This is a genomic window from Pseudomonas sp. ICMP 460 (assembly GCF_002723595.1).
In the GTDB taxonomy this organism is placed as follows: Bacteria; Pseudomonadota; Gammaproteobacteria; order Pseudomonadales; family Pseudomonadaceae; genus Aquipseudomonas; species Aquipseudomonas kitaguniensis.
Genome location: NZ_LKBR01000024.1, coordinates 198,512 through 220,665, shown reverse-complemented (window position 1 = coordinate 220,665; position 22,154 = coordinate 198,512). Strand labels below are relative to the sequence as shown.

Sequence of the window (22,154 nt, the reverse complement as noted above, 5' to 3'; positions counted from 1 at the left end):
ATAAAAGCCCGAGGTCGTTCGATGACGGATAGCCTCGGGCTTTTTTGTACCTGATGATTACGCAGGTTGCGCTTTCTTGCCCAGGCACGCGGCTGCGGTAAACAGCACATCGGTGGACGAATTGAGCGCCGTTTCTACCGAGTCTTGCAGCACGCTGATGATGAACCCGATGGCCACCACCTGCATGGCGATCTCGCCGGGAATGCCAAACAGGCCGCACGCCAGCGGAATCAGCAGCAGCGAGCCGCCTGCGACACCGGATACGCCACACGCACACACCGCTGCGACCACGCTGAGCAGCACCGCGGTGGGCAGGTCTACGGCGATGCCGAGGGTGTTCAAGGCTGCCAGGGTCAGCACCGTGATGGTGGTCGCGGCACCGGCCATATTGATGGTCGCGCCCAGTGGGATCGACACTGCATAGGTGTCCTCATGCAGGCCCAAGCGCTTGCTCAACGCCAGGTTTACCGGAATATTCGCTGCCGAACTGCGCGTGAAGAAGGCGGTAATGCCGCTTTCGCGCAGGCACATCAGTACCAGCGGGTAAGGGTTGCGGCGCAGTTTGCAGTACACGATGGCCGGGTTGATCACCAACGCCACAACCAGCATGCAGCCGATCAGCACGACCAGCAGGTGGGCGTAACCGAGCAACGCGCCGAAGCCTGAGGTGGCCAGCGTGGAGGCCACCAGACCAAAAATGCCCAGCGGCGCGAAGCGAATCACTGTGCGCACGATCACTGTCACGCCGTTGGACAGGTCGCCCAACACGCCGCGGGTGGTTTCACCGGCATGGCGAATCGCAATGCCCATACCGATGGCCCAGGCGAGGATGCCGATAAAGTTGGCGTTCATCAACGCGCTGACCGGGTTGTCTACCGCGCTTAGCAACAGGCCTTGCAGCACCTCGGCGATACCGCCGGGCGCGCTGACGGTGGAGCCCTGCGTGACCAGCACCAGCGTCGAAGGGAACAACGTGCTGGCAACCACCGCGACCGTGGCGGCGGAGAAAGTGCCGAGCAGGTACAACAACAAAATCGGTTTGATATGGGTGTGCTGGCCATGCTTGTGGTTGGCGATCGAGGCCATTACCAACACAAACACCAAAATCGGCGCCACAGCCTTGAGCGCGCCAATAAACACCGCGCCCATAATTTCAGTGGCGCGTGCTACCTCGGGCAACAGCAAGGCCAGCAGAATGCCGGCGATCAGGCCGATGACGATTTGCGTGACCAGGCTGACGCGTGTCAGTCGCTGGAAGCGTGAAGGGGTGGCAGTCATAAGCAGTCGTCCTGGTTATTTTTAGTAAGGCACAGCATTGCAGGCAGAAAGCACGGTAAGCAGCAGGCGAAAGGTCTAATCGGCTGTGGGAAGCGTCCTATATGGCGAGACACTTAATCACTCGCATCCGTAGGCCTTCGCCAAATTCAGACACACTCTGTTAAGGTTTCGCGCTCTAGTGTTTCCCGTCCGTCAGCGGGCCTTTTGGGCTGCCGTTCCTGTCGTCGTTTCTGGAGTTTTCATGCTGTTTCCGATCCTGCTGGCACTCTGGCTGATGACCGCCAAGCCGGTCGCCGCCAGCGCCTGAGCCGTCAGGGCAGGGCGGTGAACAGCTCGCGCCTGGCGCCTTCAGTAATCGCGACGATGCCGGGGTGCTTGACCTTGCGCTCCACCAAGATCGCGTAGAACGACTCGGTCACCGCCTCGGTCTGGCCTATCAGCACCACCGCGTACTGGCGCACCACCTCATCGGCGATCACGCTGGGCGCGATAAATATGCCGCTGCCGGATTGCCCGAATGCCTGCATCAAGGCGCTGTCGTCGAACTCACCGATGATCTTCGGTTGAATCTGCTGCTCGGCAAACCAGCGCTGCAAGCGGCTGTGCACTACCGTTTCTGCCCCCGGAATCAACAGCGGCGCACCCTGCAAGCACTGTGGGAAAGCGCCGTTATGCCTGTCAGCCAGCGCTTGGGTGGCGAAAAAACTGATGCCGCATTCGCCCAGCTTCTGGCTGTAACCCTTGATGTCCAAGTGCGTAGGCATGGGGCTGTCGGAGATCACCAAATCCAGGCGCTGAATCGCCAAATCTGCCAGTAAACGCTCGAGTTTGTCCTCGCGGCAGGTAATGCGGATCGGCTCGCTCAACGCCATGGTCGGCGCGATCAGCCGATAGACGATGGATTTGGGCACCACATCCGCCACCCCGACCCGAAACAGAATCTGCTGTTCATCGGGCTGCGCGCGCAACAATGCCTCCAGCTCATTGCCAGTCTGAAACATCTGTTCGGCGTAGGGCAAGGCCCGGCGCCCAGCCTCGGTGAGTTCCAACTGGCGGCCGACGCGCTGAAACAAAGCGATACCAAAGGTCTCTTCAAGCAAGCTGATCTGCCCGCTGATGGTCTGCGCCGTGAGGTTTAACTGCTCACAGGCACGAACGATGCTGCCGGTCTTGGCCACTACCCAAAAGTAATGCAACTGTCGATAATTGAGCATGACGGTCTACACTTCGTAAAAACCGAAGTATACGCCGTATAAATACGAATTTTCCTGAACTGTACGCTTGCATAGAATGCCTCGCTATCGAGGGCCCACTTTTTGGGCCCAATGGTTCTAACGAGGAACACAGCATGAAACTCAATTCTCTGGGCGCCGCGTCGTTGCTTGCGCTTTCATTGGTAATGATCAGCGGCTGTGATCAGGTTGAAAAAAGCGCGCAACAGGTGATGGGCAAGGCCACCGAATCCGCCAAACAAGCCATCGATGAGACCCACAAGGCCGCCGAACAGGCATTGAGCGAAGCCACGCAAGGCCTGATCAGCCCGCAAGAGCAGGACGATCAGGAAGAAAAAGAGTCTGAACCAAACAGCAAAGACGCCTAACTTCCCGGCACAACCTCAGGACTGACCTATGGATTACCTTGTACAACTGGCCGCCAGCCCCACCGCCTGGATCGCTTTGGCCACCTTGATCGTGATGGAAGTCGTGCTGGGCATCGATAACCTGATCTTTATCTCGATTCTCACCAACAAATTGCCGGAGAAGCATCGCGCCAAAGCGCGGCGCATCGGTATCAGCATGGCGTTGATCTTGCGCCTCGGCCTGCTGAGCACCATCGCGTTTATCGTGCAGTTGACCACGCCGGTGTTTGAAGTGCTTGGCCAAGCGTTTTCGTGGAAGGACATGATCCTGATCGCCGGTGGTTTGTTCCTGGTGTGGAAGGCGACGACCGAGATCCACCACAGCATGGACCCGGAACCTGAGGAGAAGAACAGTGCCGGTGCTGCGGTGTCCATCGGCTTCGCGGCGGCGATTGGTCAGATTTTGTTGCTCGACCTGGTGTTCTCCATCGACAGCATCATCACTGCAGTGGGCATGACTGAGCACTTGCCGATCATGATTATTGCGGTAGTGACCTCGGTGATCGTGATGTTGGTGGCGGCTGAGCCGCTGGCCAAGTTCATCAACGACAACCCGACGGTGGTGATGCTGGCCCTGGGCTTCCTCATCATGATCGGCATGACGTTGATCGCCGAAGGCTTCGGCGCCCATGTGCCTAAAGGCTATGTGTACGCGGCCATGGCGTTCTCTGCGGCGATCGAGTGCCTGAACATCGCACGGCGCAACCGCCACAAGCGTTTGCTCGCCGCCCGGCAGTAAGCGTCTGCTCCTAAAAGCCGGCTGAGCTCTGAAGAGTCCAGCCGGCTTTTTGCTGTCTGATAGAATCCGCCCACTAGTTACCTTGAGGTCCACCATGAACGAGCCGATTCGCCTTACCCAGTACAGCCACGGCGCGGGTTGCGGCTGCAAGATTTCACCGCAGGTACTGGAAGTGATCCTGGCCGGCAGCGGCGCGCAAAACCTCGACCCCAACTTGTGGGTGGGTAACGCCTCGCGGGACGATGCGGCGGTTTACGCTATCGACGACGAGCGCGGCGTAGTGTCCACCACTGATTTTTTCATGCCGATTGTCGATGATCCTTTCGACTTCGGCCGCATTGCCGCCACCAATGCCATCAGCGACATCTACGCCATGGGCGGCGACCCGTTGATGGCCATTGCGATTCTCGGCTGGCCGGTGAATGTATTGGCGCCGGAGATTGCCCGTGAAGTAATCCGTGGCGGCCGCGCGGTCTGCGACGCCGCGGGTATCCCGTTGGCCGGTGGCCATTCGATTGATGCACCGGAGCCGATTTTTGGCCTGGCCGTGACCGGCATCGTGCACAAGCGCCACATGAAACGTAACGACACCGCCACTGCCGGCTGCCACTTGTACCTGACCAAACCGCTGGGCATCGGCATCCTCACCACGGCCGAAAAGAAGGGCAAGTTGCGCGAGGCAGACATCGGCCTGGCCCGTGACTGGATGTGTACGCTGAACAAACCCGGCAGCCGTTTCGGCAAATTGGCCGGTGTGACCGCCATGACCGATGTCACCGGTTTCGGTTTGTTGGGCCATTTGGTGGAAATGGCCGACGGCAGTGGTCTCACCGCGCGCATCGAATACGCCAAAGTCCCACGTCTGCCTGGGGTGGAGGACTACCTGGATCAGGGCTGCATGCCCGGTGGCACCTTGCGCAACTTTGACAGCTATTCGAGCAAGGTCGGGCGCCTGCAGGAATTGCACAAGCGCGTGCTGTGCGACCCGCAAACCAGCGGTGGCTTGTTGATTGCCGTGACCCCGGAGGGCGACGCCGAATTCCATTCGGTGGCCGAAGAATTGGGCCTGCACCTTGCGCCGATCGGCGCACTGGTTGAGCGACAGACCCACGCGGTAGAGGTGTTTTGATGGCAACCGACATCACCGACTACCGCGATATTTTCCTCAACGATCGGCCGATGATGGATACCCGCGCGCCCATCGAATTCATCAAGGGCGCGTTTCCCGGGGTGATCAACCTGCCGTTGATGACTGACAACGAGCGCCAGCGCGTCGGCACTTGCTACAAGCAGCAGGGCCAGCAAGCCGCCATCGTGCTCGGGCATGAACTGGTGTCGGGCGCGATCAAGGCTGAACGCATCGAACAGTGGGCGCAGTTCGCCAAAGCCAATCCCGACGGGCACCTGTACTGCTTTCGCGGCGGAATGCGCTCGCAGATCGTTCAGCAATGGCTGAAAACCGAGGCGGGTATCGACTATCCGCGCGTCGGCGGTGGCTACAAGGCCATGCGCAACTTCTTGCTGAACACGGTGGAGCAGGCGACTGCGGAGTGTGATTTTGTCTTACTGGGCGGCATGACCGGCACCGGCAAGACCGAGGTACTCAACCAGTTACGCAACGCCCTCGACCTGGAAGGGCACGCCAACCACCGCGGTTCCAGCTTTGGCAAACGCGCCACGGCGCAACCGTCCAACATCGACTTCGAGAACCGCCTGGCGGTAGACCTGCTGAAAAAGCGCACGGCCGGTATCGAGCAGTTTGTGGTCGAGGACGAGAGCCGCATGATCGGCAGTTGCGCCTTGCCATTGCCGCTGCATCAGGGCATGCAGATGTTCCCGATGGTGTGGCTGGAAGACAGTGTCGAAGGCCGCGTCGAACGAATTCTGCGCGATTACGTGGTCGACCTCTGCGCCGAGTTCATTCAGGTATTTGGCGAAAACGGTTGGGTGCTGTTTGCCGAGCGCCTGACCCAGAGCCTGGCGAATATCCACAAGCGCCTCGGCGGCGAGCGCTTCCAGCGGTTGCAGACGCTCCTGCAGGATGCCTTGGCGGAACAGGCCCGCAGTGGCGCTGTGGACTCGCACCGGGTGTGGATCGAAGGGCTGCTGCGCGAGTATTACGACCCGATGTACGCCTTCCAGCGTGAAAGCAAAGGCGCGCGGGTCGAGTTTGCGGGAGAGCAGGGCGCGGTGGTTGAGTACCTGCGCGAGCGCGTGGCCAGGCGAGGTTGATAGGGTGTGGCTGATGGCCTCTTCGCGAGCAAGCCCGCTCCCACAGTTTGATCGGTGAATAAGGTCAAATGTGGGAGCGGGCTTGCTCGCGAAAGGGCCATCAGCCGCATCAAATAACTAAAGAAGAACCGCGCCGATCAACCCGCACACCACGCCAACCAACATGGTCAGCCCGGCCACCGTCACCAGCACCCGCGCATCGAAATCCTTGCGCAGCATCAGCAGTGACGGCAGGCTCACGCTGGGCAGGGTCATCAGCAAGGCCACGGCCGGGCCGGTGCCCATGCCCAAGGCCATCATGGTTTGTACGATAGGTATCTCGGCGGCTGTAGGAATTACGAACAGCGTACCGACGATTGCCAGCGGAACCAGCCACACCAGGCTGTCGGCCATGGCGCCGTCGATATGCGGGAACAGCCACACCCGCGCAGCGCCCAATACCAACACGGCGACGATATAGATTGGGATCGTGCTCCAGAACAACTGCCACAAAGTGCGCAACCAGCGGCTCAGGAACGGTTGTGACTCGACTTGGCTGACATCGGCCACCGCGTCCAATGCGGCGTCGGGCACCTGGTCTGGTCGGGCAATCCGCTGCGCCACCAAGGACACGCCGACCACCAGCACAACCCCCGCGACCAGCCGCAACGCGGTAAAGCCCCAGCCCAGCACAAAGCCCATGAACACCAAGGTCGCCGGGTTCAATACCGGGTTGGCGATCCAGAACGCCAGTGCCGCGCCCACCGATACATGCTGGCGGCGCATGCCCGCCGCCACCGGTGCTGCGCAGCAGCTGCACATCATGCCGGGCAAGGCGAACAGCCCGCCGCGCAGTGTCGAACCCAACCCGGCGCGGCCAAACAGGCGCAACAGCCAGTCGCGGGGGATCAATACTTGCAGCAATGAACCCAGAATTACCGCCAACACGGCGGCCTTCCAGATCGCCAGGAAATACACCTGGGCATAGGCCAGCGCTGCTGCCAGCGGGGCAGTTTGCTGGTCATTCAGAATCGAGGCGCCGATGCTGTGGTTATCCGCCGCCACGAACGCCTTGAGGTAGTAGGGCGACCACTTCACATAGTAGAGGCCGATGCAGGCCACCAGCAGGAATAGCGCAGGTTTGTACCAGAAAGACCAGCCTCGGTTGGGCTGGGTGGAGATAAGGTTGGGCATGATGCTGATCCGCAGAATGAGTCAATAGCGCAGCATCATACGCGTGTGTCGCTCAGGCTTCAGATGTCCGCGCTGATCTGGGTCGCATCCGGGCAGGTTTGCTGGCCGTTATTCAGGCCTTGTGTGTAGTTGCGGCTCAGCAGCGACGCCTTGCCGTTGTGCCAGGTCAATTTCAGTACGTAGAGGGTGTCGTAATCATTGCCCGACCAATCTTCAGTAATACGTTGTTTTTCACCCGAGGCCTCACTGGCCACTTTGTTGATCAGCTCCGGCAAGTAGCCGTGGGACCAAGCGGTGTAGATGATCGAGTTGTGGTACTTGTCTTCCACCAACTCGTCGGCGAGGGCGCTGGTGTCGTTGGCGGAGAACTTGATGTTTACCGGCAGACCGAGCTTGATGGCGCTGGGGCTGATGGTCATGAGTGGCCGAATGTAGCTGTACGAGTTGTCGTGCTCACCTTCCTCGACATTGCGCGTCGGGTTGGCGGCAAATACATAGTTGGCGTTGCCGAATTTTTCCGGCAGCACGGTGGCCAGGTTCATCGCGCGGTTCAGGCCCTGGCAGTTGAGCTGGCCGAGACCGCCGACGGGTTTTTCGCCGTGGCGCAGGAATACCAGCGTTTGTACGCCGTCCACCGGCTCGGCGCTGCTGATGCGCGACTCAAGGGTCAGACCGACGGCGCCACCTGCCAAGAGCAGCGGCAGCATGACGTATGAATATCGTTTAAGGCGTTGCGCAAGGCACAGAGGCTTGATTGTCATTGTGGGTTCGAGTCTTCAGTGCATCGGATTAGGGCTGACAAGCCCGGCCCCAGTGACGCATCCGGCGTCATGTGGTTTTCCGTGTCGGTGTAACAGGGTGTCTCCTTTCACCATAATGGCGCACTTAAGAGTGTGTTCAGGCTCTTTGGTTCGCCTGCGCGGGAGACTAGCGCAGCTATGTTGCGTATTGATGACCCATGCAGGACGGCGGGCACATGACTATCATGGGGGCTTTATGCCCAGGTATTTCCCGATGAACGCAATCGCCGCCTTCCCAATCCATAGCAAATGGCCTGCGCAGCACCCGGAGCGCTTGCAACTGTACTCGCTACCTACGCCCAACGGTGTAAAAGTCTCGATCATGCTCGAAGAGCTTGGCCTGCCGTATGAAGCGCACAAGATCAGTTTCGAGACACAGGACCAGCTGTCGCCGGAGTTTTTGTCGCTGAACCCCAACAACAAAATCCCCGCGATCATCGACCCCAATGGCCCGAGCGGGCAGCCGCTCGCGTTGTTCGAGTCCGGCGCTATCCTGATTTATTTGGCGGAAAAAACCAGCCAGTTGTTGTCCGAAGACCCGTCCACGCGTTATGAAACCCTGCAATGGCTGATGTTTCAGATGGCCGGTATCGGCCCCATGTTCGGTCAACTCGGATTCTTCAATAAATTTGCCGGCAAGGATTACCCCGATAAACGCCCGCGTGATCGCTATGCGACCGAGTCCCGACGTTTACTCGGTGTACTGGAAAAACGCCTGCTGGGCCGCACCTGGATCATGGGCGACGACTACAGCATCGCCGATATCGCCACCTTCCCGTGGATCCGCAACCTGATCGGTTTCTACGAGTCCGGCGACTTGGTTGGCATCGCTGACTTTCCTAACGTGCTGCGCGCGCTGGACGGCTTTGTCGCACGCCCTGCGGTAATCCGCGGCCTTAACATTCCGAGCTGACGCATGCCAATTTTCGATTTTAAGCAACTGGATGTGTTCAGCCGTGTCGCGCTTAAAGGCAACCCACTGGCGGTGGTGCTCGGTGCCGACAGCCTGACCGATCAGCAAATGGCCGACTTCGCCAACTGGACCAATCTCAGCGAAACCACGTTTTTACTGACGCCGCGCGACCCACGCGCTGACTATCGGGTGAGAATTTTCACCACGCTCAAAGAACTGCCGTTCGCCGGGCACCCGACGCTGGGCAGTTGCCACGCCTGGCTGCAAGCGGGTGGCCTTGCGCAAGGAGAAGAGATCATTCAGGAGTGCGACATTGGCCTGGTGCGCATCCGTCGCGAAGGCGATGAGCTGGCGTTTATTGCGCCGCCGTTATTGCGAACAGGTTCACTAGAGGCGCCGTTGCTTGCGCGCGTTTGCCTGGCGCTGGGCTTGGCGCCCGAGGCCATTGTGCGCAGCCAATGGGTCGATAATGGTGCGGGTTGGCTGGCGGTGATGCTGGCTGATCGCGACCAGGTTCTCGGCTTGCGGCCGGACTATTCGCAGTTACACGGTTTGGCGGTAGGCGTTATCGCCCCCTGTGACCCGGAGCGCGACGCTGTGGACGCGCACTTCGAAGTACGCGCCTTTATCGCCGGTGACGGCGCCCAGGAAGACCCGGCAACTGGCAGCCTGAATGCTGGCGTCGCCCAATGGTTGCTGGCTGAAGGCCTCGCGCCCGAGGCTTACGTAGTCAGCCAGGGCACGGCTATCGGGCGCGCAGGGCGCATTCGTGTGCAGCGCGAAGGCGAAGAAATTTGGATCGGCGGCGCGGTCGCAGTGTGCATCGAAGGGCGTTTACAGCTCTAGATCAATTAATTGTTACGGGCCGCGCAATACACTATTGGCCCCTTGGCATTTGTGCTGCCGGGGCCAAGGGGCATAAGCTTTTGCCCCAAAGATTTTTGCCTTAGCTATATTAGCCTCAAGATCAGGAAAGCCATGACCAGCCAGTTCCCCCAAGCTCGCCCACGTCGCCTGCGCCGCTCCCCGGAGCTGCGTGGCTTGTTCCAGGAAAGCGAATTCACCCTCAACGACCTGGTGCTGCCGATTTTCGTCGAAGAAGAAATCGACGACTTCGTGCCGATCACCAGCATGCCCGGTGTGCAGCGCATCCCCGAGAAAAAACTCGCGGCCGAGATCGAGCGGTATGCCCGTGCCGGGATCAAATCCGTCATGACCTTCGGCGTGTCCCATCACCTCGACGCCAACGGCAGCGACACATGGAAGGAACGCGGTCTGGTCTCGCGCATGTCTTCGATCATCAAGGACGCCGTGCCGGAAATGATCGTCATGTCCGACACCTGCTTCTGTGAATACACCGACCACGGCCATTGCGGCGTGATGCACGGTGCCCATGTCGACAACGACGCGACCCTGGTTAACCTCGGCAAGCAAGCAGTGGCCGCCGCTCGCGCCGGGGCTGACGTGATCGCGCCGTCGGCAGCAATGGACGGCCAGGTCCAGGCCATTCGCCGCGCCCTGGATGACGCAGGCTTCACGCATATTCCGATCATGGCCTACTCGACCAAATTTGCCTCGGCGCTCTACGGCCCATTCCGCGAAGCCGGCGGCAGCGCGCTCAAAGGCGACCGCAAAAGCTACCAGATGAATCCAATGAACCGCCGCGAAGCCGTGCGCGAATCGCTGCTGGACGAACAGGAAGGCGCCGACGCGCTGATGGTCAAACCCGCTGGCGCCTACCTCGACATCATCCGCGACATCCGCGAAGCCTCGCGCCTGCCAGTGGCGGCTTATCAGGTCAGCGGCGAATACGCGATGATCAAGTTTGGCGCTCAAGCCGGGGCAATTGATGAGGATCGAGTAGTGCGCGAGACGCTGGGTTCGATCAAGCGTGCCGGGGCGGATTTGATCTTTACGTATTTTGCGATGGATTTGGCGCTGGCAGGGATCTGATACCGGCGGGTAATACTGTGGCGAGCGAGTGTGCTCGTCACGGGGTGTATCGAGCTGCACCTACACTGATTCAGCCCAGTGTCGGCAGGAGTCTTGTGGCTCTTGCGTATTGTCGGTGAGGTTGCTTTCTGTATAAGCAAAATCATGCAGAAGTTCGGCGTACGGTACTCCTATAGCAGTCATGTAGGCAGCATGGGACTTCATGTATACTTTTTTGATGAAGTGGAATCTGTTTTAAAAGCAAGCTAATTAAATTTTTCATAGTTCTCTGCATTCAATGATGCTAGCCACTCCTTGAAGAAATTAACCTGTTCTTGCGGGTTGTTTGTTAGGTTGTTTTCCTCGTGGTCAAATATATTAACTATGTCGTCTCGCGAAGCTGGTTTACCTAATGCCATTTCATATGCGACCAGCCCTGCACTCATCTGAGAGGCCATTCTTGAAGGCATTACATTTATTTTTGCCCCCTTGCAGAGGAATTTTATATGAGGGAAATCTGCCCTGACTTTAGCCAGGCAAGCGTAAATATCCTTTCCTTGATAAAATTTCTTGAAGTTATCAGCCTCGGAAAATGTCATCACAAGGCTTTCGACATCATATTTCACTGTCACTTCCGTCACTTGATTTTCAATAATTACCTTTATTTTCTGCGTGTCCATTCTATTTCCTGTTCGGGTTTGGAATCGAATGCCCTACATAGCTTCCATCAGGTTTTAAAGGTGTCATGCCTAAAATGTCCTCCGGGTGTATTTTGTGGTGCACTGCAAATTCTTTTTCGTTTGAAAAGGGGGTCATCTTGCCGAGTTCTAAATTGACGTCATGTCCAGGAATACTTTTTAGAACGTATAGATAACCTCCTCTTGTACCGTAACCAGTTGCAAAATCTGCCGCAGTGAGCCTCGACGGTGAGGTGCTTATGAAGTTGCTCGGCGGATCGTTGCTGTTTAGAGCATGCAAGTAGAGGTCATTGCTTTCTCCTTTGCTCTTGAAGCCATGCTTGAAAATTTCATCTGGGTGTTTTCTATCTCCCCTGAATAGATAGTCCTCTTCCTCACTTGTCGTTGGTGGCTCAGGTTCATTTTTGTGAACGTTTGCTTTAGTAGAAGGTTCATCAACCTTAGCTACGGGCTTACACCCATCCGCCCCTGGACATGTGTTCAAACCAAGCGGATCAACCCACCCCGTAGGGTTGGGCACGTACTGATACGCGTTAATCCCGCCCGTCAGCTTCACCGGGTCCGGCGTCAGGTAACGGCCACTGTCTGGATTGTAGTAGCGATGGCGGTTGTAGTGCAGCCCGCTTTCTTGATCGAAGTATTGGCCCTGGAATCGCAGCGGGTTGTCGACTTTATTGATGTCGAGTCGGCTGATCTGGCCGTAGGCGCGATAATGCGCAGACCAGACAATTTCGCCGTCAGGTGCGGTGAGTTCTTGCGGCGTGCCGAGGTGGTCGAGTTGATAGTGGAAGGCTTTGCTTTCACTCGGACCAAAGCCTTCCAGCAGCGCTAACGGCCGAAAGCTGTCCGGCTCGTAGATATAACTGCGATGACGGTCTGCCTGATGCTCGGCAATCAACTTGTCGCCTTGCCAAAAAAACTCTGTGGTCTTTTCGTCCACGGTTTTGCTGATGCGCCGCCCAAACGGGTCGTAGCGGTAGCGGGCGGTTTGCCCGCTGGGTTGAGTGGTGCCAATCAGCCGGTGCTGGCAGTCGTAGCGATACTCGGTGACGAGTTGATGGCCTTTACCGCGCCGTTCGCGGATCAGGTTGCCGAAGGCGTCGTAGTCGTAATGATGGTCGCCCTGGATCATCAGGCGGTTGCCGGCAACGATGTCGGGGCCGGGGCGGTCTTGCATCAGCAGGTTGCCGGCTGGGTCGTGGCCGAAACGTTCTTTTACGTCTTGCGAGTGATCGGCGTGGGTCAGGCGGGCGAGGGGGTCGTAGTGGTAGTCGTGTTGGCCCTTGCGGGTGTCGAGGATGCGGCTGAGGTTGCCGCTGTTGTCGTAGTCGTATTGGCGCTGGTAGAGGGTGTGTTCCTGTTGGCTGACCACGTGGGCGTGCAGGCGGTTTTGCTCGTCGTAGTGGTAGTGGCTGAGCAGTTGGCCTTGCTGGCGTTGGCGCTCGCGGCCAGCACTGAACAGGTGCGAGGTCAGCAACCCGCCGTTCAGTTCGACGGTGGCAAGGTGACCGCCCTTGTCGTGATTGAACACCAGGCGGTTGTTGTCCGGCAGACGCAAGTGTTGCAACTGACCGCACGCATCGTAGCCGTAGCGCAGAGTGCCCCAGCCTTGATGCTCGGCGGTGAGGCGGTTTTGCGCGTCGTATTCGTAGGCCAGCGCCCAGTGGTTGTCGTCGACACTGAGGAGATTGCCTTGGCGGTCGTAGGCGTAATCAACAGTAGTACTGTCGGGCAGGGTTTTTCGTACAAGGCGCCCGGCGTGGTCGCGTTCGTAACAGGTGATTAGCTGACTGCTATCGTCGCCATGCTCGGTCTTTTCCAGCAGGTTGTTGTTGAGGTCGTAGACGTAAGCCGTGCGCTGGCCGTCAAAGCCGGTTTCCTGTTGGATCAGGCCATTGGGGTGGTATTGCAACCCATAAACTTCGCCGACTTCGTTTTCAATTTCTGTCAGCAACAACCGCACGTTGTCGTAGCGGTATTTGATTTGGGTGCCGTCGGGGTTGATGCGGCGGCTGATCAGGTGCAGGCCGTCGCCGTATTCGTAGCGGGTGACGTGGCCCAGCTCATTACGTTCGGAAGTGATTTTTCCGTAGGGGTTGTAGCTGTATTCCCGCGTTGCGCCGCCGGGTAATACCACGCGAATCAACCGACCCACGCCGTCCCACTGAAACTGGGTCAGTGCGCCATGTTCATCCTCGCGCGCAACCTGGCGTCCAAGGTCGTCGTAGCGGTAGCGCTGGCTACTGCCGTTCGGAAATAACGCCTCAAGCAACTGCCCATGGTCATTCCACACCAGCCGATGACAACTACTATCGGGATACCAAACGCCAGTCAGTTGCCCGTGTTTGTTGTAGCTGTAGTCGGTAACGTTGCCGTCGGGATCGGTCTTGCGCGTGACGTCGCCTTGATCGTTACGCTCGTACTTCCAAACCGCCTCGCCACGTCTTACAACCCGTACGAAGCCGTTGTCATGCTCGTAGGAAGTCGGCTCATCGTCCCCCGGAAACAGCGCAACCAAACGTCCGGCGGCATCGTACTGATACGCCGTCACCGCGCCCAGCGGGTCCTGCTCGACCGTCAGCCGGCCCTTGTCGTCATAGGATTTAAAATGCTCAGCGCCATCGGGATCAATCCGCTGCACCAGCCGTGCGCGCTGGTCATGCACGTAAACTTCCTGGCTGCCATCGGCGTTGTGAACCGTGACCCTGCCGTTGTCATCCCAGGCATAACGCGTGTCCATCTGCGAAAAGCTGGCCCAGTGCCGAACACACCGCGCCGCCTTGCCTGCCCGTTCCCACGCCCAAAAGAAACGCGCGCCACCGGCCAACTGCCGCTCGAGAATTACGTGCTGCTCGTCGTACCGATAAAACTCGCTTTCGCCGACGGCATTGGTCGCTGAAAGCAGTCGTCCAGCGTCGTCGTAGGCGTAGGAAACAAGATTCTGCTCTGTCACCCATTCGAAAGGTTCATGGCCTTTGGCACGCTGAACCTGATAGTCCACCGCCACGATGTGGCCAGACTCGTAGCGTAAAAACAGCGACCGGCCTACACCATTGTCCAGCCGCTCAATACGCCCGAGAAAATCCCGAACAATCCTGAGCCGGTTGTCGTAAGCATCGCTGATCGCGGTCAGCTCACCCTGAGAGAAGTGATAAAAACGCGACGCCTGAGCCAGCACTAATTCACCGGGCAAATCACCCCAATAAATCGCCGCTTCGGCCAGGCTGTTGGTGATCGCCGGCCGAGAAACGCTGGGTAACGGAAACTCAGTCGTGCGATTCTCATGGTCCGTCCACACCACCGAATCAGCGTCCACCACCAGCCGCTGCGCCAGCGAATGACTCCAGCCAAAGCCCAACCCGCCATCCACTTCCACCGCGCTGGTGCGATACACCCGCGTCCACTCAAACGGCAACATCCCGTCCAGTGCGCCATCGGTGAGCGTCAGTAATTCTTCCCCGGTGACCATCGACACCGGGCAACCGTGGGTGATGGTTTTGTCGGCGCTGGCCGCAGCATCACCGTTCGGGTTCTTGCTCGCAGCGGGCACATCATCGACGTGCTCTTGGCGCACCAGTGTGGTCTTCTGCGTTTTGCCGCGAACCGCAGGCACCGGGTTCGCAACCAGATGCTCCCCAGCCTTCAACGGTGCAACCGGCACCGCTTTGATCGGCACCGCCGCGCTGCCCAGCAACAACGGCTTAACCGCCGCGGTATGTGCATCCAACTTACCCACTAGAAGCTGCTCGGCGAGCAACGCCAACCAACCCCGCGCGCGTGCAGATTTGATAGGGCTCAACACCTGAGCGCCCAGGCGCAGACCCACACCCATTACACCTGCGACCCTTATCAGCAGCAGGTTAATCAACACATCGCCGGTGATTTCCCCCATCAGCTCATTCATTTCTTGCGGTGGCAGCATGCGCATCCAACTGACCATCGCCGACACATAGATAAACAACAGCGGTTCATCGCTGAGTACCAGCAGGCCGTTGGCGATCGCTTCGTTGCCCAGCGTCAAGAGTTCATCAAGTTCGGCTTGGGAGACGTAGTGCAGCAACTTTTGGCTGTTGGGCTTGATGTCCGCCAACAGCTCAAACAGTTGCGTTAAGTTGTCCCACAGACTGTAAAGCGCCTGCACCATGCCATTGAGAAATGCCGATTCCAGCAGCCTGCGCCGGTCAAGTGGGCTGGCGTTTGTATAGTCGTTCCATTGTGCTTTGAACGTGCGGTTCCATTCCTCGCGCAGACGCACTTCCAGCCCCGAGATAACTGACTGATAAGACGCATACAGTGCCTTGACGTGAGCCTTGGAAACGTCGGGATAGAAGTTGATTCGGTACTGTTGATTGCGATCACATTCAGTGATTTCGAGAATGCCGCTGGGCCCGATGGTTTTATGGATAGGCTCGCCCAGCGGGCCACCGTTCGGGTCGATACGTTGCAGTACCACCGGCGTGTTGCCGATGGGCACAAAGCGTGCGCTCTGAAACATATGCACCAGCGTCAACGTGCCGCTGGCCTGGCAGGTGGCGACGGTGCTGCTCGGAAACAGAGAGCGGTTGATGGGCGCAACCAGCGCCACTTCATCGCCGACCTTGAATACCTGCTCGACATCCAGCGCCGAAAAGCTGAAAAAGCTTTCGGCCCATTCGTCAAAAGTATTCAGGCACTCCCGGAACTCACGCAAGACGGCTTCCACATCGACCGTCTTTGCATCCAGTGGGGTCAGGGCCAGCGAGGCAATAGCCGGGTTCAAGCGCCAGCCCCTGCGGGCGTGGCATTAATGGAGAAGTACATTGGCGGTCCCTCGCACTGGATGATCAGGCGAGAGACTTTGCAGAGGTTCGTCAGATAAAGAAGTCGGCGCTATTCGCCAGGATGTGCAGGACGTTTCGTCAAAACATCAGGTAAGTGGAGGTGCGAGTGTAGGAGTCGGACCGTGTCGCTCAGCGTGTACGAAGGGTCGGTGGAGGTTTCTGTCACGTTCAGTGTTGACGGGTGAGTGGAGCTGACCGGCGAACCCCGGTTAGACTTGCCTGTCGACATCTGCACTGCCGGTCCGTTGTTATTTCAGGAAGCCCCATGTATTCAAGCCGTCTGATTCTGTGCCTCACCACATTGCTGGTGCTTGCCGGTTGCTCCACGCCACGCGGCCCTCAACAGCCGGAGCGCAGCGAGGCCGAGGTGAAAGCGCAGATCGTGCGTTTGCTGCCGGCGACGGTGCCGGACCGTAACGGTTGGGCGCAGGACATCTACACCGCCTTCGATACCCAGAAGATCTACCCCAGTACCGAAAATATTTGCGCCGTATTAGCGGTGACCGAGCAAGAGTCCACCTATCAGGTCGACCCAGCCGTGCCGAACATGGGCAAGATCGCCCAGGATGAAATCCTGCGGCGTGCCGGTAAAATTCATGTGCCTGCATTCGTGGTACGCAGCGCCTTGCAATTGCGTTCGCCCAACGGCAAGTCCTACACCGATCGCCTGAATGCCGCGCGCACGGAGAAGGACCTGAGTGGCATCTTTGATGACTTCATCAGCATGGTGCCCTTGGGCAATACCTTATTTGGCGGTTTCAACCCGGTGCACACCGCCGGGCCGATGCAGGTCAGCATCGACTTTGCACAGAAACAGGCGCGAGGTTATCCCTACACGGTGGACGGCACTGTTCGTCGTGAGGTGTTCACCCGGCGGGGAGGCATGTATTTCGGTATCGCCCACTTGCTCGGCTACCCGGTGAGTTACGACCAGCCGCTGTACCGTTTTGCCGACTTTAATGCGGGTTGGTACGCCAGCCGAAACGCCGCATTCCAGGCCGCCGTCAGCCGTGTCACCGGCACTGAGCTGGCGTTGGATGGGGACTTGATCCGTTATGGTTCGTTGCTGCCGGGCGGCACCGAGTTGGCGGTGCGCTCCTTGGGCGCGAAGTTGGACATGCGCAACCCCAGCATCCGCCGCCAGCTTGAGCAGGGCGACCAACTCGATTTTGAGCAGACCACCGTCTACGAGCGCGTGTTTGCCTTGGCTGACAAGGCCGCCGGCAAGCCGCTGCCGCGCGCGATCTTGCCGGGTATTGTGCTCAAGAGCCCGAAGATCACGCGCAACCTGACCACGGCATGGTTTGCCAAACGGGTGGATGATCGTTATCAGCGCTGCATGAAACGCTGACCTTGATTACTGTGGCACGCGGGCACTGGTTTTTTCAGGAATACCGCGCAAAGAAAAGGCCCGATTTTCGTGGAACCGGGCCTCTTCCATGTTGCTCTTTAAATCAGCTGCGTTCGAGGGCGAGCGCCACACCCTGGCCGCCGCCGATGCACAGTGTCGCCAAGCCTTTTTTGGCATCGCGCTTGATCATTTCGTGCAGCAGGGTCACCAACACGCGGCAACCCGAGGCACCGATCGGGTGGCCGATAGCGATGGCGCCGCCGTTGACGTTGACCTTGTCAGCGTCCCATTCCAGCTCTTTGCCCACCGCCAGGGATTGCGCGGCGAAGGCCTCGTTGGCCTCGATCAAGTCGAGGTCGCCCAAGCTCCAGCCGGCTTTTTCCAGGCAACGGCGGGTGGCCGACACCGGGCCAATACCCATGATCGCCGGGTCTACGCCCGCGTTGGCGTAGCTGGCGATGCGCGCCAGAACAGGCAGGCCGAGCGCCTTGGCTTTGTCGGCACTCATCAGCAATACGGCGGCGGCGCCGTCATTAAGGCTGGAGGCATTGCCGGCGGTGACGCTGCCGTCCTTTTTGAACGCGGGTTTGAGTTTGGCCAGCGACTCGGCGGTGGTGCCGGCGCGCGGCTGTTCATCCACCGCGAAGGCCAGCGGGTCACCCTTGCGCTGAGGAATCAGGATGGGCGTGATCTCATCGACAAAGCGCCCCGCTTCGATGGCCGCAGTGGCTTTTTGTTGTGAGGCGGCGGCGAAGGCGTCCTGGGCTTCGCGGCTGATGCCGTACTTGTCCACCAGGTTTTCCGCCGTGATGCCCATGTGGTAGTCGTTGAATGCATCCCACAGGCCGTCGGTGATCATGCTGTCGATCATCCTGGCGTGGCCCATGCGCAAGCCGGTGCGCGCGGCGGGCAATACGTAGGGTGCCAGGCTCATATTTTCCATGCCGCCGGCGATGATCACGTCTGCGTCACCGCAACGGATGGCTTGGGCGCCCAAATGCAGAGCCTTGAGGCCCGAGCCGCAGACCTTGTTCAAGGTCAAGGCCGGCACGGCGTGGGGCAGGCCGGCGAGTATCGATGCCTGTCGCGCAGGGTTTTGGCCGCTGCCCGCGGTGAGTACCTGGCCGAGGATCACTTCATCCACAAGGGCTGGGTCGAGGCCGGTCTGTTCCAGCAGGCGCCGGATCACGGCCGCGCCCAGTTCCGGTGCCGGGATGCTGGCCAGCGAACCTTGAAAGCTGCCCACGGCGGTGCGGGTGGCAGCGACAATCACGACGTCTTGCATGGAATCTGTCCTCACTGGAAGTGCATTTCTGGAACGTGGTCCGGGACGATCAGTTTACCGGCGGTCTTGCTCACAATCTCTTCAACGCTGACGCCAGGTGCGCGTTCCTTGAGGACAAAAGCGCCATTTTCGATTTCCAGGTACGCAAGGTCGGTCAACACACGCTTGATGCAGTTCGCGCCGGTCAGCGGCAGGCTGCATTGGCTGAGTAACTTGGACTCACCGTCCTTGGAGGCGTGCGTCATGATGACGATGATGTTTTCCGCACCGGCCACCAGGTCCATGGCGCCGCCCATGCCCTTGACGAGCTTGCCAGGGATCATCCACGAAGCAATGTTGCCGTGTACGTCGACTTCAAAGGCGCCGAGTACGGTGAGGTCAACGTGGCCGCCGCGAATCATCGCGAAGGACTCTGCCGAGGAAAAAATCGACGCACCGATACGTGCAGTCACGGTTTGCTTGCCGGCGTTGATCATGTCGGCATCAATGGTTTCTTCTGTGGGAAACGGGCCCATGCCGAGCAGGCCGTTTTCCGATTGCAGCATCACTTCCATGCCTTCGGGGATGTAGTTGGCCACCAGGGTCGGAATGCCGATGCCGAGGTTGACGTAGAAACCGTCCTGCATTTCGCGGGCGACACGTTGAGCCATTTGTTCGCGAGTAAGCGCCATTTTTTTTGTCCTTATCAGGTGGGCTACGGGGGTTATTTGCGGACGGTGCGCTGTTCGATGCGCTTCTCGAAGGTGCCGCAAATAACCCGGTCGACGTAGATGCCTGGCGTGTGGATCTGCGCCGGGTCGAGTTCCCCTGGTTCGACGATTTCCTCGACTTCGACCACCGTGATCTTGCCCGCAGTGGCCGCCAGCGGGTTGAAGTTCTGGGCGGTGTGGCGATAGATGACATTGCCGAAGTGGTCGGCTTTCCAGCCTTTGACAATCGCGAAGTCGCCGGTGATCGACGCTTCCATCAGGTACGGGCGCCCGTTGAATTCACGGGTTTCCTTGCCTTCAGCGACCGGCGTACCGACACCGGTGGCGGTGAAAAAGGCGGGGATACCGGCGCCGCCCGCGCGCATTTTTTCCGCCAGGGTGCCTTGAGGGGTCAGTACCACTTCGATTTCGCCGCTGAGCAATTGCTTCTCGAACAAGGCGTTTTCACCGACGTAGGAGGCGATCACTTTGCTGATCTGCTTTTCTTCCAGGAGGATGCCCAGGCCGAAACCATCGACCCCGCAATTGTTGGAAACAACCGTCAAGTCGCGGGTGCCTTTGCGCTTGATCTCGGCGATGAGGTTTTCGGGGATGCCGCACAGGCCAAAACCACCGGCAAGCACGGTCATGCCGTCTTCCAGGCCTGCCAGTGCTTCTTCATACGACGCCACGCGTTTATCGAAACCTGCCATACGCACCTCTTTTATTATGTGTGGGCCAGCCAATGAACCGAGTGTTGCGCCGCCGGATTGATTTGTTAAGTTGTTTTTTGAGGTTGATTGATTTAGAAAACAGCATAGTCGACCTGCCGGTGGGAGTAGCGCCATGACCGTTAAACAGATGCGTGCCTTTATCGCCGTGGCGCAGAGCCTGAGTTTTGCGGCCGCCTGCGAGCGCCTGCACCTTTCCCAATCCGCGCTGAGCCTGACGATCAAAGGATTGGAAGAGGGTCTCGGCGGGCGCTTGTTCAGCCGTAATACCCGCAACGTTGCGCTGACGCCGGAAGGCGAGTCGTTGCTGCCCCTGGCGCGCCGATTGATTGCCGATTGGGACAATGCCGAAGATGAGCTGCGCCAGCGTTTTACCCTGCAGCGGGGCCGCGTGACGGTGGCGGCGATGCCATCGTTCGCGGGTAATCTGCTGCCGCCGATCCTGAAGATATTCCGCGCGCGTTACCCTCACGTGAATGTGACGGTGCATGACTTGATCAACGAGCAAGTGCTGGAGATGGTCCGCGACCGCCAAGTGGAACTGGGCGTGGCGTTCGAGCCGTCCGAAGCATCGTCACTGGTGTTCACCCCGTTGTACCTGGACCGCTTTGTTGCGGTGGTGCCCGGTGATTCGCCTTTGGCACAGCACACCGAAATTGACTGGCAAACCTTGTTGCAGCAACCGTTCATTACGCTGCAGCGACCCTCTACGGTACGCGTGATGCTGGAGGACCACTTGGGCGCTTTGCAGATGAAATTGCCGGTGGCGCTGGAGAGCCATCAACTGGCAACAGTGGGCAAGATGGTCGCGAGCGGGCTGGGCGTCAGTGCTGTACCGGCATTGTGTGCACGGCAGATGGAAGAAGCGGGAGCACACTGCATCACCTTGAGTGCGCCGGTGATTGAGCGACCGATTGGTGTACTGACCAAACCGGGGCATGAGTTATCGGCGGCGGCGCAGGTGTTGTTTGATATTTTTCGGGATGAAGCCGGGAAGGGCAGCTTTCCAACGTTTTGAATTGAAGTGCGGCTGTGGGAGTAAGCCAGCCAACTCCCACAGCCGTTAGATCGTTATCAGTAGTAGCGGTCGATCACTTTAACTTGCGATTGGCCACGCAGGTTTTGCCATTCGGTATTGAGTGTATGAAACACCTGCTCAATGAAGTTGCGGTCAGCCGCAGCCTTCTTGCCGACATAACCCTGGCCGCGACGGTACACCTTGAGGCGCGCTGCCAGCTCACGGTTATTCCTGTCGAACTCTGCTTCTTCGGTGTTGGGCGCCAGGCAATCTATTTGCACTTCGCCCGATTTTCCAACCCAGAGGATATGGTCGTCGAGTGTGTCTTTCTGCGCTGCGAACATCTCAGCCAGTTCATCGATAGTGGGTTGGTTATTCAAATTCATGTGTAAGCCCCTTGACCAGTTGGCGATCTATCAGTTGATTCGTTAAAACTGCTTAGTTGTCTCCGGTTCCGAAAACCGGGCGTCAGCGACTGTCTGCCGAATAGGGGCAGGGTCTTGAACCTGATGCATGTAGTGTTGCTGATGAACTGCTACGCAATGGTTTCATGGCGAAGACGGGCAGCGTTTGGGCTGCGTGTACCAAACCTTGCGGGTCGGTCAGCTTCATCAATCTGCCTTGTGGGCAGTGCACATCCGGAAGAAACAGCTCGGCGGTCAGACGAGCTTGTTCAAAACGCTTGTTACCGACGCTCCCGATCCGGGAGACGTCTCGATAATGCAAGGACAAAAAGGTTACGTCAACGATTATGTAGTGATTTTTTTTGATCACTACATAAGTCGCTGCGGGGACGGGAGAGTGCGGGAAAACGTGACTTGGGCGTCATTTTCTGGAGTCGCGGGTCGAGCCGAAG

The 22,154-nt window shown here is 58.6% G+C and carries 19 protein-coding genes; 9 read left to right on the top strand and 10 right to left on the bottom strand.

What is annotated here, in order from left to right; genetic code table 11:
- Window positions 1-57: 57 nt before the first annotated feature.
- Together sstT and nhaR are read right to left on the bottom strand one after the other, a co-directional pair.
- Window positions 58-1,278: a serine/threonine transporter SstT gene (sstT, locus tag AO240_RS17715; protein ID WP_099237861.1), complete on the bottom strand. Its 1,221-nt coding sequence runs from the start codon at window positions 1,276-1,278 to the stop codon at window positions 58-60.
- Window positions 1,279-1,589: 311 nt separating this feature from the next.
- Complete coding sequence (gene nhaR, locus AO240_RS17710) at window positions 1,590-2,492, bottom strand: transcriptional activator NhaR (protein ID WP_099237859.1); 903 nt, start codon at window positions 2,490-2,492, stop codon at window positions 1,590-1,592.
- A gap of 134 nt (window positions 2,493-2,626) precedes the next feature.
- Between nhaR and AO240_RS17705 the strand changes: the two genes are divergently transcribed.
- The 4 genes from AO240_RS17705 to mnmH all read left to right on the top strand — a co-directional run bounded on the left by AO240_RS17705 (window position 2,627) and on the right by mnmH (window position 5,888).
- Window positions 2,627-2,878 (top strand): hypothetical protein, encoded by a 252-nt coding sequence (locus AO240_RS17705; protein WP_099237857.1) that lies wholly within the window; start codon window positions 2,627-2,629, stop codon window positions 2,876-2,878.
- Window positions 2,879-2,906: 28 nt separating this feature from the next.
- Window positions 2,907-3,656: a TerC family protein gene (locus AO240_RS17700; RefSeq protein WP_099237855.1), complete on the top strand. Its 750-nt coding sequence runs from the start codon at window positions 2,907-2,909 to the stop codon at window positions 3,654-3,656.
- Window positions 3,657-3,750: 94 nt separating this feature from the next.
- Window positions 3,751-4,785: a selenide, water dikinase SelD gene (selD, locus tag AO240_RS17695; protein WP_099237853.1), complete on the top strand. Its 1,035-nt coding sequence runs from the start codon at window positions 3,751-3,753 to the stop codon at window positions 4,783-4,785.
- On the top strand, window positions 4,785-5,888 hold the full coding sequence (gene mnmH / locus AO240_RS17690) for a tRNA 2-selenouridine(34) synthase MnmH (RefSeq protein ID WP_099237851.1): 1,104 nt from the start codon (window positions 4,785-4,787) through the stop codon (window positions 5,886-5,888). Before selD ends, mnmH begins: the two co-directional genes overlap by 1 nt.
- A gap of 117 nt (window positions 5,889-6,005) precedes the next feature.
- Here mnmH and AO240_RS17685 read toward each other — a convergent pair whose 3' ends face one another.
- Window positions 6,006-7,061 (bottom strand): permease, encoded by a 1,056-nt coding sequence (locus AO240_RS17685; RefSeq protein WP_099237849.1) that lies wholly within the window; start codon window positions 7,059-7,061, stop codon window positions 6,006-6,008.
- Window positions 7,062-7,120: 59 nt separating this feature from the next.
- Complete coding sequence (locus AO240_RS17680; protein ID WP_099237847.1) at window positions 7,121-7,822, bottom strand: histidine phosphatase family protein; 702 nt, start codon at window positions 7,820-7,822, stop codon at window positions 7,121-7,123.
- A gap of 253 nt (window positions 7,823-8,075) precedes the next feature.
- On the opposite strand from AO240_RS17680, the gene AO240_RS17675 reads away from it, so the two are divergent.
- From AO240_RS17675 to hemB, 3 genes are all read left to right on the top strand, one after another.
- The gene (locus AO240_RS17675) at window positions 8,076-8,774 is read left to right on the top strand and encodes a glutathione S-transferase N-terminal domain-containing protein (RefSeq protein WP_099237845.1); all 699 of its coding nucleotides are present in this window, start codon (window positions 8,076-8,078) and stop codon (window positions 8,772-8,774) included.
- Between the two features lie 3 nt (window positions 8,775-8,777).
- Entirely contained in the window at window positions 8,778-9,620 is an 843-nt protein-coding gene (locus AO240_RS17670) for a PhzF family phenazine biosynthesis protein (RefSeq protein ID WP_099237843.1), read from the top strand.
- Window positions 9,621-9,752: 132 nt separating this feature from the next.
- Complete coding sequence (gene hemB / locus AO240_RS17665; RefSeq protein ID WP_058414960.1) at window positions 9,753-10,727, top strand: porphobilinogen synthase; 975 nt, start codon at window positions 9,753-9,755, stop codon at window positions 10,725-10,727.
- 245 nt (window positions 10,728-10,972) lie between these two features.
- On the opposite strand, the gene AO240_RS17660 is transcribed toward hemB, so the two are convergent.
- Both AO240_RS17660 and AO240_RS17655 read right to left on the bottom strand, forming a co-directional pair.
- Entirely contained in the window at window positions 10,973-11,386 is a 414-nt protein-coding gene (locus AO240_RS17660; RefSeq protein ID WP_099237841.1) for a hypothetical protein, read from the bottom strand.
- Window position 11,387: 1 nt separating this feature from the next.
- Window positions 11,388-16,163 carry an RHS repeat-associated core domain-containing protein gene (locus AO240_RS17655; protein ID WP_099237839.1) on the bottom strand — a complete coding sequence of 1,592 codons (4,776 nt, stop codon included), beginning with the start codon at window positions 16,161-16,163 and terminating at the stop codon, window positions 11,388-11,390.
- A gap of 326 nt (window positions 16,164-16,489) precedes the next feature.
- Between AO240_RS17655 and AO240_RS17650 the strand changes: the two genes are divergently transcribed.
- Window positions 16,490-17,575: a DUF1615 domain-containing protein gene (locus AO240_RS17650; protein WP_099237837.1), complete on the top strand. Its 1,086-nt coding sequence runs from the start codon at window positions 16,490-16,492 to the stop codon at window positions 17,573-17,575.
- Window positions 17,576-17,678: 103 nt separating this feature from the next.
- Here the strand turns inward: AO240_RS17650 and AO240_RS17645 are convergent, their stop codons facing one another.
- The 3 genes from AO240_RS17645 to AO240_RS17635 are packed head-to-tail and all read right to left on the bottom strand — an operon-like array spanning window position 17,679 to window position 20,262.
- A complete protein-coding gene (locus tag AO240_RS17645) occupies window positions 17,679-18,860 on the bottom strand; it encodes an acetyl-CoA C-acetyltransferase (RefSeq protein WP_099237835.1) in 1,182 nt (393 codons plus the stop codon).
- 11 nt (window positions 18,861-18,871) lie between these two features.
- Entirely contained in the window at window positions 18,872-19,531 is a 660-nt protein-coding gene (locus AO240_RS17640; protein WP_032886654.1) for a CoA transferase subunit B, read from the bottom strand.
- Between the two features lie 32 nt (window positions 19,532-19,563).
- Entirely contained in the window at window positions 19,564-20,262 is a 699-nt protein-coding gene (locus AO240_RS17635) for a CoA transferase subunit A (RefSeq protein ID WP_099237833.1), read from the bottom strand.
- 133 nt (window positions 20,263-20,395) lie between these two features.
- Here AO240_RS17635 and AO240_RS17630 point away from each other — a divergent pair, with 133 nt between their 5' ends.
- Window positions 20,396-21,298, top strand: a complete 903-nt coding sequence (locus AO240_RS17630; protein WP_099237831.1) for a LysR family transcriptional regulator — start codon at window positions 20,396-20,398, stop codon at window positions 21,296-21,298.
- Between the two features lie 56 nt (window positions 21,299-21,354).
- Here AO240_RS17630 and AO240_RS17625 read toward each other — a convergent pair whose 3' ends face one another.
- Complete coding sequence (locus AO240_RS17625; protein ID WP_058415043.1) at window positions 21,355-21,684, bottom strand: hypothetical protein; 330 nt, start codon at window positions 21,682-21,684, stop codon at window positions 21,355-21,357.
- Between the last annotated feature and the right edge of the window lie 470 nt (window positions 21,685-22,154).

Bases quoted from the DNA above. Each gene is read 5' to 3' on its own strand.
- sstT (WP_099237861.1), bottom strand. From the start codon at position 1,278: ATGACTGCCACCCCTTCACGCTTCCAGCGACTGACACGCGTCAGCCTG.
- nhaR (WP_099237859.1), bottom strand. From the start codon at position 2,492: ATGCTCAATTATCGACAGTTGCATTACTTTTGGGTAGTGGCCAAGACC.
- AO240_RS17705 (WP_099237857.1), top strand. From the start codon at position 2,627: ATGAAACTCAATTCTCTGGGCGCCGCGTCGTTGCTTGCGCTTTCATTG.
- AO240_RS17700 (WP_099237855.1), top strand. From the start codon at position 2,907: ATGGATTACCTTGTACAACTGGCCGCCAGCCCCACCGCCTGGATCGCT.
- selD (WP_099237853.1), top strand. From the start codon at position 3,751: ATGAACGAGCCGATTCGCCTTACCCAGTACAGCCACGGCGCGGGTTGC.
- mnmH (WP_099237851.1), top strand. From the start codon at position 4,785: ATGGCAACCGACATCACCGACTACCGCGATATTTTCCTCAACGATCGG.
- AO240_RS17685 (WP_099237849.1), bottom strand. From the start codon at position 7,061: ATGCCCAACCTTATCTCCACCCAGCCCAACCGAGGCTGGTCTTTCTGG.
- AO240_RS17680 (WP_099237847.1), bottom strand. From the start codon at position 7,822: ATGACAATCAAGCCTCTGTGCCTTGCGCAACGCCTTAAACGATATTCA.
- AO240_RS17675 (WP_099237845.1), top strand. From the start codon at position 8,076: ATGAACGCAATCGCCGCCTTCCCAATCCATAGCAAATGGCCTGCGCAG.
- AO240_RS17670 (WP_099237843.1), top strand. From the start codon at position 8,778: ATGCCAATTTTCGATTTTAAGCAACTGGATGTGTTCAGCCGTGTCGCG.
- hemB (WP_058414960.1), top strand. From the start codon at position 9,753: ATGACCAGCCAGTTCCCCCAAGCTCGCCCACGTCGCCTGCGCCGCTCC.
- AO240_RS17660 (WP_099237841.1), bottom strand. From the start codon at position 11,386: ATGGACACGCAGAAAATAAAGGTAATTATTGAAAATCAAGTGACGGAA.
- AO240_RS17650 (WP_099237837.1), top strand. From the start codon at position 16,490: ATGTATTCAAGCCGTCTGATTCTGTGCCTCACCACATTGCTGGTGCTT.
- AO240_RS17645 (WP_099237835.1), bottom strand. From the start codon at position 18,860: ATGCAAGACGTCGTGATTGTCGCTGCCACCCGCACCGCCGTGGGCAGC.
- AO240_RS17640 (WP_032886654.1), bottom strand. From the start codon at position 19,531: ATGGCGCTTACTCGCGAACAAATGGCTCAACGTGTCGCCCGCGAAATG.
- AO240_RS17635 (WP_099237833.1), bottom strand. From the start codon at position 20,262: ATGGCAGGTTTCGATAAACGCGTGGCGTCGTATGAAGAAGCACTGGCA.
- AO240_RS17630 (WP_099237831.1), top strand. From the start codon at position 20,396: ATGACCGTTAAACAGATGCGTGCCTTTATCGCCGTGGCGCAGAGCCTG.
- AO240_RS17625 (WP_058415043.1), bottom strand. From the start codon at position 21,684: ATGAATTTGAATAACCAACCCACTATCGATGAACTGGCTGAGATGTTC.